At 30.5% G+C, this 15758-nt stretch carries 13 protein-coding genes; all 13 read left to right on the top strand.

The genetic code is table 11. The features are described from left to right. The first annotated feature begins 7 nt into the window (after window positions 1-7). A complete protein-coding gene (locus tag CX675_RS00395; protein WP_130733234.1) occupies window positions 8-2218 on the top strand; it encodes a patatin-like phospholipase family protein in 2211 nt (736 codons plus the stop codon). Window positions 2219-2383: 165 nt separating this feature from the next. Further along, window positions 2384-3541 (top strand): homogentisate 1,2-dioxygenase, encoded by a 1158-nt coding sequence (locus tag CX675_RS00400; protein WP_130733235.1) that lies wholly within the window; start codon window positions 2384-2386, stop codon window positions 3539-3541. A gap of 3 nt (window positions 3542-3544) precedes the next feature. Continuing rightward, window positions 3545-3991 carry a CCC motif membrane protein gene (locus CX675_RS00405; protein ID WP_130733236.1) on the top strand — a complete coding sequence of 149 codons (447 nt, stop codon included), beginning with the start codon at window positions 3545-3547 and terminating at the stop codon, window positions 3989-3991. Window positions 3992-3995: 4 nt separating this feature from the next. Beyond that, the gene (hppD, locus tag CX675_RS00410; protein WP_130733237.1) at window positions 3996-5159 is read left to right on the top strand and encodes a 4-hydroxyphenylpyruvate dioxygenase; all 1164 of its coding nucleotides are present in this window, start codon (window positions 3996-3998) and stop codon (window positions 5157-5159) included. Between the two features lie 285 nt (window positions 5160-5444). Further along, window positions 5445-6218, top strand: coding sequence for a DUF3108 domain-containing protein (locus tag CX675_RS00415; RefSeq protein ID WP_130733238.1), 774 nt, complete (start codon window positions 5445-5447; stop codon window positions 6216-6218). Then, window positions 6218-7150, top strand: a complete 933-nt coding sequence (locus CX675_RS00420) for a tryptophan 2,3-dioxygenase family protein (protein WP_130733239.1) — start codon at window positions 6218-6220, stop codon at window positions 7148-7150. The genes CX675_RS00415 and CX675_RS00420 overlap by 1 nt, the downstream gene beginning before the upstream one ends. 20 nt (window positions 7151-7170) lie before the next feature. Further along, window positions 7171-8409, top strand: a complete 1239-nt coding sequence (locus tag CX675_RS00425) for a peptidoglycan DD-metalloendopeptidase family protein (RefSeq protein WP_240723568.1) — start codon at window positions 7171-7173, stop codon at window positions 8407-8409. After that, window positions 8409-10046, top strand: coding sequence for a glucose-6-phosphate isomerase (pgi, locus tag CX675_RS00430; RefSeq protein WP_130733241.1), 1638 nt, complete (start codon window positions 8409-8411; stop codon window positions 10044-10046). The genes CX675_RS00425 and pgi overlap by 1 nt, the downstream gene beginning before the upstream one ends. Before the next feature lie 338 nt (window positions 10047-10384). Then, a complete protein-coding gene (locus tag CX675_RS00435; protein ID WP_130733242.1) occupies window positions 10385-12985 on the top strand; it encodes a TonB-dependent receptor domain-containing protein in 2601 nt (866 codons plus the stop codon). A gap of 98 nt (window positions 12986-13083) precedes the next feature. Then, window positions 13084-13509, top strand: coding sequence for a hypothetical protein (locus CX675_RS00440; protein WP_130733243.1), 426 nt, complete (start codon window positions 13084-13086; stop codon window positions 13507-13509). Window positions 13510-13529: 20 nt separating this feature from the next. Further along, window positions 13530-14021, top strand: a complete 492-nt coding sequence (locus CX675_RS00445) for a septal ring lytic transglycosylase RlpA family protein (RefSeq protein ID WP_130733244.1) — start codon at window positions 13530-13532, stop codon at window positions 14019-14021. 105 nt (window positions 14022-14126) lie between these two features. Continuing rightward, window positions 14127-14618 carry a GbsR/MarR family transcriptional regulator gene (locus tag CX675_RS00450; RefSeq protein WP_130733245.1) on the top strand — a complete coding sequence of 164 codons (492 nt, stop codon included), beginning with the start codon at window positions 14127-14129 and terminating at the stop codon, window positions 14616-14618. Between the two features lie 13 nt (window positions 14619-14631). Beyond that, window positions 14632-15741: an efflux RND transporter periplasmic adaptor subunit gene (locus tag CX675_RS00455; RefSeq protein WP_130733246.1), complete on the top strand. Its 1110-nt coding sequence runs from the start codon at window positions 14632-14634 to the stop codon at window positions 15739-15741. The last annotated feature ends 17 nt before the right edge of the window (window positions 15742-15758 follow it).

Raw genomic sequence — 15758 nt, forward strand, 5'->3', positions numbered from 1 at the left:
TTCTATTATGAAAAAACTACTGTTCTTATTTGCTTTTCTTTGGGTTACTTTTATGAGTTACGGTCAGGATTCATTAGTGGATAATAAACCTAAAATTGGATTAGTACTTAGTGGTGGTGGAGCTAAAGGATTGGCACATATTGGTGTTTTAAAAGTAATTGACTCATTAGGAATCAAAATAGACTATGTGGCTGGAACCAGTATGGGAGCCATAATTGGAGGGTTGTATGCATCAGGATATTCAGGTGAAGAATTAGATTCCATATTTAAAGAAGTTGACACCGATGCCCTTCTACAAGATTATACACCTAGAGAATCTAAAACATTTTATGAAAAGAGGAACGATGAAATTTATGCGTTTTCGCTTCCTTTTAATCATTTTAAATTAGAATTACCCAAAGCACTTTCTAAAGGTTTGTACAATTATCATTTGATGTCAAAGCTCACGAAACATGTGTCAACGATTACTGATTTTGACAAATTGCCTATTCCTTTTTTATGTATTGCTACTGATGTTGAAACAGGGAAAGAAGTTGTGTTAAGACAAGGAACACTTCCAAAAGCGTTATTGGCTAGTGGTGCTATTCCTACTTTGTACAATCCTATTGAAATAGATGGAAAAATGCTAATTGATGGTGGTGTAGTCAATAACTACCCTGTTGAAGAATTAATAAAAAAAGGAGCTGATATTATTATTGGCGTTGATGTTCAAGATGGATTAAAAAAATTAGCTGATATAAAAGGCGCAACAGGAATTTTGTCTCAGGTAACCAATTATTCTATGATTGAAAAAATGAGCAAAAAAATAGAATTAACTTCCATTTACATTAAACCTAATATAAAAGGATATACTGTGGTTTCTTTTGAAAAAGGAACTGAAATTGTTATAAAAGGAGAAACAGAAGCCAAAAAACATTTAAAAGAATTACTGCCTTTAAAAAGTAATTATAAAAAACCGGTTATTGAAAAGCAATTAGTGGACACACTTTATATAACTGATTTGGAAATTAATAATCTGGATAAATTTACTAGAGCTTATGTCGTAGGGAAACTTAAATTCAATACAAATTCTAAAATTGAATATAGTGTAGTAGAAAGAGGCATTAATAATTTGAATGCAACGCAAAATTTTGAATCTATTTTCTATTATTTTAAAAAGAATAATGTGGGGGAACGATTGGTAATTGATTTAACTGAGAGTAAAAAAAATACTTTTTTAAAACTAGGATTACATTATGACGGACTTTTAAAAAGCGCTTTATTGCTTAATGTTACTAAGAAAAATTTGATTGCAAAAAACGATGTTTTTTCTTTAGATGTTGGTTTAGGAGATAATTTTAGATATAATTTAAACTATTATGTAGATAATGGTTTTTATGTTAGTTATGGATTTAGTTCAAAATATATAGTGTTAAATCGAAACCTAAGAAACGACTTTTCGGGAAATATGATTCTCGAAAACAGTGGACTATCGTCTTTAAGTATCGATTTTTCAGATTTTTCAAATCAAGCGTATATACAAACTATTTTTGCACAAAAATTTTCAATAGGAGCGGGTGTCGAATTAAAACATTTAAAAATTGAATCCGCTACGATTTTAAATAATGTGGATCCAATTATAGATAATAGTGATTATTTTTCTTTAATTGGTTACTTGAAATATGACTCTTTTGATAATAAGTATTTTCCCAAAAAAGGATGGTTTTTTGTTGGAGATTTAAAACCCGTACTGTATTCTTCAGATAGAGCCGATAATTTTGAGAAATTTACTATTGCAAAAGCAGATGGAGCCATAGCTTTTACCGTGCATAAAAAATTTACTTTTAAAGTGCAATCTGAAGGCGGTTTTTCTATTGGAGAAAACAGAGTTCCTTATTTAGATTTTGCTTTGGGAGGTTATGGTTTTACCCAAATTAATAATTTAAGGCCTTTTCTAGGGTATGATTTTGTCGCACTAAGTGGTAATAGTTATGTTAAGGGAAGTGTGGTTTTAGATTATGAATTTTTCAGAAAAAACCATCTTAATTTTACAGCAAATTACGCTAATATTGGAAATAATATTTTTGATGATGGTACTTGGATCAAAAGACCTATGTATAGTGGTTACGGTTTTGGATATGGATTAGAATCATTAATTGGTCCAATTGAAATAAAGCATTCTTGGTCTCCAGAAACAAAGGACCATCATACTTGGTTTAGTATAGGTTTTACATTTTAATTTTTTTTCCGATATTTGTATAGATGAAACAATGGGACAACTTATTAATCCATTTAAAATTCCTCATCAAGAGAAATCCTGAGTGAGCTGGTTAGTTATGGTTATTTTTTAAAGTTATTTTTAGCTTTAATGTTTTACATGTTCAACTTTTAAACTAGCAACAAAATGCCAATATATCATAAACTGGGATCAATTCCTCCAAAAAGACATACACAATTTCGTAAAGAAAATGGCGATTTATACTACGAGCAATTATTTGGTACCATAGGCTTTGATGGGATGTCTACCAATATGTATCATGAACACAGACCTACGCAGGTTAAAGAAATTAAACAACAATATAGCGTAGCTCCAAAAATTGCAAAAGCAAACAATATTCAGTCCTATCGATTAAGAGGATTTCAGGTGACACCTCAAAACGATTATCTTGAAAGTAGAAAAATTGTTTTAACTAATTCAGATTGCCATATTGTTTTAGCAGCTCCAAAACAATCAACGACTACTTATTTTTATAAAAATACCGATTCCGATGAAGTACTCTTTATTCATAGAGGTACGGGTAAATTAAGAACCATGCTAGGAAATCTAGATTTTAAATATGGTGATTATTTGGTTATCCCAAGAGGAATGATTTATAAGATAGATTTTGATACTGAAGATAACAGATTATTTATAGTAGAATCTAGAAGACCTGTATATACTCCTAAAAGATATAGAAACTGGTTTGGTCAATTACTAGAACATGCTCCTTTTTGCGAGCGAGACATTCGTAGACCAGAAGAATTAGAAACTCATAATGAAAAAGGAGACTTTGTAATAAAAGTAAAAAAGAAAGACGAAATTTTTGATATGGTTTATGCTACACATCCTTTTGATGTAGTAGGCTATGATGGCTATAACTATCCCTATGCCTTTTCAATTCATGATTTTGAACCCATAACAGGAAGAATTCATCAACCACCACCTGTACATCAAACCTTTGAAACGGATGCTTTTGTAATTTGTTCTTTTGTACCGAGACTTTATGATTATCATCCTTTAGCTATTCCTGCACCTTACAATCACAGTAATATTGACAGTGATGAAGTGTTGTATTATGTTGATGGTGATTTTATGAGTCGTAATGATATTGAAGCAGGACATATTTCATTGCATCCAGCTGGAATTCCTCATGGACCACATCCTGGTGCTGTTGAAAGAAGTATCGGTAAAACAGAAACACAAGAACTTGCAGTTATGGTAGATACATTTAAACCATTAATGGTTACAGAAGAAGCCATGAAAATAGCAGACGAAAAATACTATCAATCTTGGTTAGAATAAACAATGAATTATAATAAATTATCTGCCGATCCTATTGCATTAATTTTAGCCATTGTATCGTTAGTTTTAGGTTTTTTAGGTTGTTGTTGCTATGGTATACTTGCTTTTATACCGCTAATATTAAGTATAATAGGATTAGTTCTTGCAAATAATAGTTTAAAAGAATACTATCAAAATCAGGAAGTCTTTTCCTTACAAAGTAAGAATAACGTAGATTTGGCCAAAATTTTAAATATAGTTTCTATAGTTATAAATGGAATCATTTTTTTATTTGGAATTATAGTTTTACTTTTTTATGGAACTATTATTACAAGTAGTGTATTAAATGGGATTCAACAAAAAGATAATTTTGAAAATTTAGAGTACCAATTGGATTCAGTAAACACTACTCATGAATTTCAAGAGGAAAAAAATAATAAAATAGACACAACACAAATTAAATATAGGTAAAATCATGTCAAAAGAAATAAAATCAGTAAACTACGGTTTAGAAAAAATATTTGAAGGAGCTCAAGATTTCCTTCCACTGTTAGGAACAGATTATGTTGAATTTTATGTAGGGAATGCAAAACAAGCGGCTCATTTTTATAAAACAGCATTTGGTTTTCAATCCTTAGCATATGCAGGTTTAGAAACTGGAGTAAAAGACAAAGCTTCCTATGTATTAAAACAAGACAAGATTCGTTTAGTATTAACTACAGCATTAAATAGTAATTCACCTATTGGTGAACATGTTAAAAAACATGGAGATGGAGTAAAAGTTATAGCACTTTGGGTAGAAGACGCTCGTAAATCATACGAAGAAACAACAACTCGTGGCGCAAAATCTTATTTTGAACCTATGGTTGAAAGTGATGAGCATGGAGAAGTGGTTCGTGCAGGAATTTATGGAGCTTATGGAGAAACAGTTTTTATTTTTGTAGAGCGTAAAAATTATAATGGAATCTTTATGCCAGGGTATAAAGAGTGGAAATCAGATTATAATCCAGAGCCTGTAGGGTTAAAGTTTATTGATCACATGGTAGGTAATACAGGATGGAATAGAATGAATGAAGCCGTGAAATGGTTTGAAGATGTGATGGGGTTTGTGAATTTTCTTTCGTTTGATGATAAGCAGATTACTACCGAATATTCAGCCTTGATGAGTAAAGTAATGAGTAATGGAAACGGTAGAATCAAATTTCCAATCAACGAACCAGCTAATGGTAAAAAACGTTCACAGATTGAAGAATATCTAGATTTTTATGAAGATGAAGGAGTACAACATATAGCTGTTGCAACTGATGATATCCTAAAAACAGTTTCGAGTATGCGAGCTAGAGGGGTAGAATTTTTAAGTACACCTCCACAAGCTTATTATGATGCAATACCTGAAAGGCTAAAAGACCATATGGCTAATTTTAAAGAAGATATTTCTGAATTGCAAAAATTAGGTATTATGATTGATGCTGATGAAGAAGGGTATTTGTTACAAATTTTTACGAAACCAGTTGAAGATAGACCAACCTTATTTTTTGAAATTATTCAAAGAATGGGTGCAAAAGGGTTTGGAGCAGGTAACTTTAAAGCGTTATTTGAGTCTATCGAAAGAGAACAAGCATTACGAGGTACATTATAAAATGTGAAAAATATTTAATATTATTAAAAAATACTATTAAATATTAAAAATAATTCTGTTAAAAGAGTTAAAGTTAATATTTCGATGAATAATCTTCAAAAAACTATATACATTTGCACTCGCAAAAAAGGAAATAATTTTTATCTCCAATTTTGCTAGTAAGTTTTCATAATTTATAGTTTTTGGTTGGTTAATAGCATAAAAACTCAGTCATTAATTTTGACTGGGTTTTTTTGTTTCTTATTTTTGGAACAGAAATTGCACTCTTTTCTAAAAAATAAAATTATGAAAAAAATAATAGTACTACTTATCGTTTTTATTTCAACCAATTCATTTGTTCAAAAAGAGGATGCATTTACCACTGGAGAATGGTTTAAGCTAAGAATCCACTATGGTTTAGTTAATGCAGGTTATGCAACACTTGAAATAAAAGAAGCTACACGCGATAACCATAAAGTGCATCATGTTCTTGGGAAAGGATGGACTACAGGAATGGCAAAACTATTCTTTCAAGTAAAAGATGATTACCAAAGTTTTTTTGATAAAGAAACAGGAAAGCCCTATCAGTTTTTAAGAAAAATTGATGAAGGTGGTTATACAAAATATCAAGAAGGATTCTTTAATCAGTCCAATAATACAGTGAAAGTTAAAGATTACGAAAAAAATACAGAAAACACATATACTGTACCAGAAAACGTGCAAGATATTGTATCTTCTTTCTATTATTTAAGAAATCATCCCAAAATAGATGTTTTAAAAGAAGGGGAATCTATAGCTATCGACATGTTTTTTGATAATGAAACTACAAAGTTTAAGTTAAAATATATTGGTAAAGAAGATATAAAAACTAAATTTGGCAAAATTTCTTGTAAAGTTTTCAGACCTTATGTGCAAGCAGGTAGAGTTTTTAAAGAAGAAGAAAGTTTAACTGTTTGGATATCAGATGATGACAATAAAATTCCAATTCGAATTAAAGCTAGTTTGGCTGTTGGATCATTGAAGGCTGATTTGGATGCTTTTAAAGGATTGAAGCACTCTTTTAAAGTAAAAATAGACTAATGGAAGTAACACCAGAGATGATTCATCAATTAGAAAAAATTGATGAAAAGTATAAAAAGATTAACCAAAATACAGAAACACATTTAGAAGGGCTTTTATGGTCTAAACCAATTACCTATTGGGATTATATTCAAACGGATGCCCTTTTGAACCTGCAAATCCAAAGGACAACATTACCAGATGAAATGGTCTTTATCATGTATCATCAAGTTAATGAGTTGTTGTTTAAGATGATTCTTTGGGAAATACATCAATTGGCACATACAGAAGAGCCTAAAACCTATTTTTTTACTGAAAAACTAGGTAGGATTAGTCGGTATTTCGATATGTTAACTACCTCTTTTACGATCATGACTGATGGAATGGAGCCAGCTCAATATTTAAAATTTAGAAATACACTAACACCTGCAAGTGGGTTTCAAAGTGCTCAATATAGATTAATTGAATTTGCAACTACCGATTTAATAAACTTAATAGACAATCGCTTTAGAGCAACTATAGATAGAAATACTCCTTATGAACATGCTTTTGAACATTTGTATTGGCAAGCTGCTGGTAAAGATTATGCTACAGGTGAAAAAACATATTTGATTAAAGAATTTGAAAGAAAATATAAAAAAGTATTTTTAGATTTTATGGAAGAATACAATACCATAAATCTTTGGAGAAAATACAAACAATTACCAAAAGAAGATCAAGAGAATGAAGCGTTGATTAAAGCAATGCGTCATCTAGATAAAACAATAAATATAACTTGGGTAATGGGTCATTTTAATGCCGCAAAAAAATACATTGAAAGTGTGCCAGGGAATCATGAAGCTACAGGAGGAAGTGATTGGAAAAAATATATGTTACCAAAATATCAAAAGAGAATATTTTTCCCTGAGTTATGGACGCAAGAAGAATTAGAAAACTGGGGAGAAGAAGTTTAAAAAAGAATAAAAAAACTATTATATTGAGATATCTAGCGCTATTACTACTGTTTACCATTATTATTTCCTGTGATAAAAAAGAGGAAAAAAAAGAACAACCTAAAAAAGTTGAAATTAAAGAACCAGTTGTTAAAGAATTCGGATTTATTTTTAATAATTATAAAGTAATTAGAGATACAATTAAGTCTGGAGATAATTTAGGACTTATTTTTGACAAATATAAATTACCAGATAGTTTAAAGACTTTTGAAGTAGTAGAAAAAGTAAGAGATTCTTTCAATCCTCGAATGATAAAGATTGGTAAACCATACCTGCTTTTTTTAGATAAAAAGGAACCTAATGAATTACTGGCTCTTGTTTACGTGAAAAATTCAATTGAATATGCAGTAATTGATTTTAGAGACTCTATTCATGTTAGTAACAAGAAAAAAGCAACTTCTTTAAAAAGAAGGACAATAGCAGCTGAAATTGAAGGATCTTTTTCTGAAACTTTAGCAAAAGAAGGTGCTAGCCCAGCTTTAGCCTCTCGTTTAGCAAAAGTATATGAATATTCCATCGATTTTTTTAAGATTCAGAAAGGAGATAAGTTTTGTGCAACAATATACGAACGCTTTATTGAAGACTCTATTTATGCAGGAGTAGAAAGAGTGGAGTCGACCTATTTTAAACATAGAGGTAACGTTTTTTATGCTTTTCCTTATAAATTAAAACCAGAACAAAGTATGCCAGATTATTATGACGAAGAAGGAAATGGTTTGAAGAGTATGTTTTTGAAAGCACCTCTAGACTATTTTAGAATTTCCTCTCGTTTTTCTGGAAGACGTTTTCATCCTGTTCAAAAAAGATGGAAGGCACACAACGGAACTGATTATGCAGCAGCAACAGGAACACCCATTAAGACTACTGCTGCTGGTGTAGTGGAAAGAGCAGGATATACTTCTGGGAATGGTAATTATGTTAAAGTAAGACACAATGCTACGTATTCAACACAGTATCTCCATATGTCTAAAATTTTGGTTAAAAAAGGACAATATGTGTCGCAAGGACAAGTAATCGGAAAGGTCGGAAGTACTGGTTTGGCAACAGGACCTCATGTTTGTTATCGTTTTTGGAAAAATGGTGTTCAGGTTGATCCATTGCGATTGCAATTGCCAAGTGCAGAACCTATGAAAAAAGAAGATAAAGAACAATATTTAAAATATATTGAACCTCTGAAAAAAGAATTAGATAGTGTAATGACTAATAAATTTAAAGAATAATGATTTTAGAATCTATTAACCCATCGGGAACAGTTGCTTGGCAAAATTTAAGAGCTCATTTTAATAAAATCGAGTATGTTTCTATGAAAGAAATGTTTGCTAATGATACTAAAAGAGCAGAGAAATTTAGCATACAATGGCAAGATTTTATTTTAGATTTTTCAAAAAATAAAATTACAGAAGAGACAACAGCTTTATTACTTGCTTTAGCAAATGAAATAGATTTAAAAAAAGCAATTGAAGCTTATTTTTCTGGAGAACCCATTAATCAAACAGAAGATAGAGCTGTATTGCACACAGCTTTAAGAGCAAAAGAAGAAGAGGAAGTATATGTAGATGGTGTAAATATAATTCCTGAAGTATATAAAGTAAAAAAAGAGATCCAAAAGTTTACATCAGAGATAATCAATGGAACTAGAAAAGGATACACAAATAAGACTTTTACAGATGTTGTAAATATTGGTATTGGAGGTTCCGATCTTGGACCAGCTATGGTGGTCGAAGCATTACAATATTATAAAAATCATTTAAATGTTCACTTTGTTTCTAATGTAGATGGTGATCATGTAAATGAAGTTATAAAGAAACTAAACCCTGAAACGACACTTTTTGTAATTGTTTCTAAAACATTTACAACACAAGAAACACTATCCAATGCAGAAACTATTCGTGCATGGTTTTTAAAACATGCTAAACAAGAAGATGTAGCCAAACATTTTGTTGCCGTATCTACAAATATTAAAAATGTTACTCAATTTGGTATTTCGGAGGAAAATATTTTTCCAATGTGGGACTGGGTTGGTGGTCGTTTTTCTTTATGGAGCGCGGTAGGTTTAAGTATTAGTTTAGCGGTAGGGTTTGACAATTTTAATAATTTATTAAAAGGAGCAAATGAAATGGATATTCATTTTAGAGAAACTCCTTTTGAACAGAATATACCAGTTGTTTTAGCCTTATTAAGTATTTGGTATAATAATTTTTATGGTGCGGAAACAGAGGCTTTAATTCCATATACGCAATATTTACAAAAATTAGCTCCTTACTTGCAACAAGGTATAATGGAAAGTAATGGAAAAAGTATTTCTAGAGATGGTAATCCTGTTAACTACCAAACTGGAACAATTATTTGGGGAGAGCCAGGAACTAACTCTCAACATGCATTTTTTCAATTAATTCACCAAGGAACTAAATTAATCCCAACTGATTTTATTGGATTTAAAAAGTCATTATATGGAAATAAAGACCATCATGACAAGTTGATGTCTAATTTCTTTGCTCAAACAGAAGCCTTGTTAATGGGAAAAAATGAAAATCAGGTGAAAGCTGAATTCGAAAAAGCAGGAATGCCAGAAGAAAAAGCGACTTTTTTAATGCCTTTTAAAGTATTCGATGGAGATAAGCCAACCAATACATTGCTTATAGATGCATTAACTCCTAAGAGCTTAGGAAAGTTAATCGCTATTTATGAACATAAAATTTTTGTTCAAGGGGTAATCTGGAATATTTTTAGTTATGATCAATGGGGTGTGGAATTAGGAAAACAATTAGCAAATTCGATATTGTCTGAGATTAATACTAGAGAAATTAAAACTCATGACAGTTCTACACAGTTTTTATTACAAAATTATTTAAAATAAAATAATTCAAATAGAATTAAACCAAAATCCTATTTCATTTCAATGGTCTCATTATAATGAAATAGGATTTTTTTCTTATAAAATGGATTGTAGTTGTTTTTTTGTAAGATAAATCGTTATTATTTTAGTTAAAACAACAATAACTTTATGAGATTTATCCTGTTTTAAAATATTTTTTTTAAACTATTTTCTTTAAATGTTTGTTTTTTTAGAATTATGTTTAAAAAAAGTATTAAATATTAGTGCTTTTGTAATAATATTTTAAAATCAAAATGTTAACATTCACTTAACATACAACTCAAATCCTTGTACCAATTTTGCAAAAAAATTAACAACAAATGAGAGTTTTTAAAAAATTAATCATTCTTGGGTTATTCATATTGACAACTCAAGCTATTTTTTCTCAATCAAAAATAACGGGAGTAGTTATTGATGGAGATTTTAACGGACCTCTACCAGGTGCAAATGTATTTGTAAAAGGTACAAAAGATGGGGCTACCACTGGATTTGATGGTAAATTTGAATTTACTACTAGTGTAACTTCAGGTGAAATCGTAGTATCATACTTAGGTTTTCAAACTAAAGTGATACCTTTTACAGGATCAACTAACATTGGTAATGTTGCTTTAAAAGCTGATGAAAATCAATTAGAAGCAGTAGTAGTAATTGGTAAAGGAGTTATTGACTTAGCTGGCGATAGAAAAACTCCAATTGCAGTTTCAACAATTAAAGCCGCTGAAATTCAAGATAAAGTTGGTACTGCAGATATTACACAAGCAATGGTTAATACTCCATCTATTTATGTGGCAGACCAATCAAGAGGATATGGAGATTCTAATATCAGAGTTCGTGGATTTGAACAAGATAATACAGCAGTATTAATTAACGGTCAACCAGTAAATGGAATGGAAGATGGATTAGTGTATTGGTCTAACTGGTCAGGTTTAACTGATATTGCTAATGGAATTCAAATTCAAAGAGGTTTAGGTTCGTCTAAATTAGCTATTTCTTCTGTTGGAGGAACGATTAATATCGTTACTAGAGCTACAGATAAAAAAGAAGGAGGTTTTGCTTCTTTAGGTGTTGCAAATAATAGTTATTTTAAAACACTTGCTGGTTACAATACAGGATTGAACGAGAAAGGTTGGGGTATGAGTATTATGATGTCACATTGGCAAGGAAATGGGTACACTATTGGTACTCAGGGTAATGGGCAAAATTATTTTATATCAGTTGGTTATAAACCAAATGATAAACATAATTTCAACTTTTTATTAACTGGAGCTCCTCAATATCACAACCAAAGTTATTCTCAAAGAATAAGTGTATATTTAGATAAAGGAAGAAAATATAATAATAACTGGGGTACTTTAAATGGTAAATTTAAAAGTGAAGTTGGTAATTACTATCACAAACCAGTGGCTAACTTAAACTGGGATTATACAATTTCTGAGAATTCAAATTTATCTACTGTTCTTTATGCTTCTTTAGGAAGAGGAGGAAGTGTTGGAAGTGTTGGTTCTAGAGTAAGAACTGCTGATGGTCAAATTAATTTCGATCAAATTTATGCTAATAACGTAGCTAGTGCAACAGGTAGATCAACTTATGCTTTAAGAAACTCTGTTAATAATCATTCTTGGTTTGGTTTAGTAAGTAATTTTGAAACTAAATTAAGTGATGAAATTAGCTTTAATGCTGGTTTAGATATTAGAACATATAAAGGAAGTCACTTTAGACAAATTACTGATTTATTAGGAGCTGATTATTTCTTAGATAACGGTAACGTTAATATTCCTAATAATCAAATTTATGCTACTTATGATTCAAACCCTTGGAGTGCATTATTTAATTTCGCAAATGAGAATGAAAGATACGCATGGGATTATGATGAAAGAATCAATTATGGTGGTGTGTTTTCACAAATAGAATATTCTAATGATAATTTTTCAGCTTTCTTTCAAGGGTCGGTATCAAATCAATCTCACGTAAGATGGGATAGATATCAATATTTACCTGAAAACGAAAAAGCAGAAGCAGTTAACAATATTGGTTATAACGCAAAAGGTGGTGTAGCATATAATATTAATGAAAACCATACTGTGTTTGGAAATGCGGGATATTATTCTCGTCAACCATATCATGATAATATTTATTTAAATTTCGGAAATGATGTAAATCCTTTAACTGAAAATGAAAAAATCTTAGGATTAGAATTAGGTTATAGTTTTACTTCTTCATTTATTTCTGCTAATTTAAATGCTTACAGAACTTCTTGGAAAGATAGAGTTACTTCTAGTTCTACTACAGCAACTGCTGGTCAAGTGGTAGGAACTACAGTGTTAAATGATGGAGATATTATTTATACAACGAATCAAGGTGTTGAGCAATTACACCAAGGTGTTGAATTAGACTTCACAGCTAGACCAACTGAAAAACTTAATGTAAGAGGTTTTGCTTCTGTAGGTGATTGGCAATATAAAGGAGATGTTGTTACTGTTAAGAGAGATCAAGACAGAAATGTTCTTCTTGAAACAAGAGATGACGTTGATGGTGGTAAAGTAGGTGGTGCTGCTCAAACAAGTTGGGGGTTAGGTGTAAGATATGAAATCTTACCACGTTTTAATATCGATGCTGACTGGAGAAACTACGATAAATTATATTCTGATGTAGGTGCAATTAAAGAAAATTTAGAATTACCTAAATATGATTTAGTAGATGCTGGTTTATCATATAAAATGTTAGTAGGTAAAGATGATAAAAATTCAGTAAACTTCAGATTAAATGTTAATAATGTATTTGGAGAAGTTTATTTAGCTAGTCTTACTACAACAAATCAAGCACAAGCAGGTGATCAAACTTTTAACGGAATTAACGTTAGTAATGTTGGTTACTTTGGTTTAGGTACAACTTGGAATTTCACAGTTAGATATAATTTCTAATAAAGAAACTTAATTAAATTACTAACCGCTTCACAATTTTTTTGTGAAGCGGTTTTTTTATTTCCTATCTTTGTTACATAACATTAAAAAAAACCATTATGTATACAGCATTACAATCTGCACATTCTATTTTTGCTTATATTGTATTAACGATTTTATTTCTGGCATCTTTAAATGCAATTATGGGAGTTGTGTCTAAAAAGCTTTTCTCAGATAAAGATTTACGTCTTTCGCTTTTTGCTTTAATTCTTTCTCACATGCAGTTGCTAATTGGTTTAATTTTGTATTTTGTTTCTCCTAAAGGATCTGCAATGCTTGGAGAAATGAAAGATGCGGGTATGCGTTTAACTTCTTTAGAACATCCTTTAATTAATATTATAGCATTGGTTTTAATTACTATTGGATGGTCAAAACATAAGAAAGAAGAAAGTCATAATGGGAAATTTAAGAAAATTGCTATTTTCTATTCTATAGGGCTTCTTTTAATTTTATCAAGAATTCCTTGGTCTAGTTGGTTAAGCTAATCTATAAAATAGTAGAAGAAATGAAAATATATAGTTTTAGTATTATTGTTTTATTTCTTCTCTTAATTGTAAGCAGTTTTACTTGTAAACAAGAAGCATCGTTTTCAAGTAAAACTTTTTTATTAGATACTATTAGAAAAGATAGTATGGTTGTAGATACAGTTGTGGTTTCCGATTCTCTTGAATTAGCAACTTCATTACCTTTTGCGGTAATCTACAAAGAAAGAGTACATGCTTCCTATTATCATGATAAATTTAATGGTAAAAAAACGGCAAGTGGCTCCATTTTTAATAATTCTAAATATACTGCAGCTCACAAAAAATTGCCTTTTGGTACCAAAGTATTAGTTACTAATGTAGCTAATCATAAATCTGTTTTAGTTACTATAACTGATAGAGGACCCTATACTAAAGGCAGAGAGATAGATTTGTCAAAAGCAGCTTTTATGGATCTCACAGAGCATAGAAACACTGGATATATCTTAGTAAACCTTCAAATATTAAATGACTAAAATCAGCTTTGTGCTGATTTTTTTTTGATGTTATTTTAACAAAAAATTAAGTTCGTTTAGTTCGGTAATTAGCGAACCTGAATTATCTTTGCACAAAATATTTTTATGATGCAGGAAGAAAAGCAAGAATTAATTGAAATGTTTGGTGTTCATTTTGAACAATTGTACAACATTCCTCCATTAGCATCTCGAATTTTAGGGACATTAATTATAGACGGTTGTAAGTCTGGATTAACTTTCGAAGAATTAGTAGATAAAATGCAAGCGAGTAAAAGTTCAATTTCGACAAATTTGAATCTGCTTTTAAAAATGGAGAAGATTTTTTATTTTACTATAGTAGGTGATAGAAAAAAATATTTTAAAGCGGCACCACTCAGCCATCGATTAAATAATTATTTAAAGCTAGTAGATCAAGAAAAAATACTAATTGACAAATTAATCGATTACAGAGAGAAAAATACTTGTTGTACTCAAGAAAAAATAAACTTACAAAATAGTTATGCCTATAAAGAACATATGGAAAAAGCAGAACAGCTTTTATTAGCAACTATTACAAAATTTAAAGAAATAGAAGAAAAAAACCAATTAAATAAATAACCTAAATTTTCAAATGAAAAAAAGATATATACTAAGCGCTATTTTGTTATCTCTCGCTTTTTTTTCTTGTAATAATAAAGAAGCAACCAATCAAGCTCCACCGGTACAACCTTATAAAGTAATTGAAGTAGCCAAATCAAATACGACATTATTAGCAGAATACCCAACAACTTTAGAAGGTGTTGTGGATGTAGATATTCGTCCAAAAGTAGATGGGTATATTGAAAAAATATATGTAGATGAAGGACAAGAAGTAAGAAAAGGACAACTGCTTTTCAAATTAGAAACACAAACAGCTACACAAGATGCTGGTGCGGCTAAAGCTAGAGTGGATGCGGCACAAGTAGAAGTCAATCGTTTAGCTCCATTGGTTGAGAGAAATATTATTAGCGATGTACAATTAGAAACGGCTAAGGCAAATTTAGCTTCTGCTAAAAGTACGTACCAAAGTATTGTTGCTAGAATCAACTATGCTACAATTAAAAGTCCGGTTAATGGAATTGTTGGCACATTACCCTTTAGATTAGGGAGCTATGTAAGTAGTCAAACGCAAGAACCGTTAACGAGAATATCCGATATTAGTTCAATATATGCTTATTTTTCGATGAACGAAAAACAGCAATTAGATATTATGATGCATGCAGAAGGGAAAACCTTTCAAGATAAAATTGCAAAAATGCCTCCAGTTAAATTAATTTTAAGTAATGGAGCTATTTATGAAGAAACTGGAAAAATTGAAACGATTAGCGGACAAGCAAATACGCAAACCGGTTCTTTTAATGTAAGAGCTAGTTTCAAAAATCCTAATAAACTATTACGCTCAGGGGGTAGTGGTGCTATTCAAATCCCTACTAGTTTGAATGAGGTGATTTTAATTCCTCAAAACGCAACCATAGAAATGCAAGACAAGCGTATTGCTTTAATTGCAGACAATGAAAGTAAGGTAAAAGCGATACCTATTGAAGTGCGACCAGTTCCTGGAGGAAAATATTTTGTAGTAGATAAAGGATTAAATGAAAAAGATAAAGTTTTAGTAGAAGGTGTTGGAATTGTAACAGAAGGAACACCTATTAAACCGCAAGTAGTAACAATAGAAGAAGTGGTTAACCCATCAAAAAAATAAATACTAGTAAGTAATAT

Origin of the sequence: Flavobacterium sp. J27, from assembly GCF_004303025.1 — a bacterium.
Lineage (GTDB): Bacteria > Bacteroidota > Bacteroidia > Flavobacteriales > Flavobacteriaceae > Flavobacterium.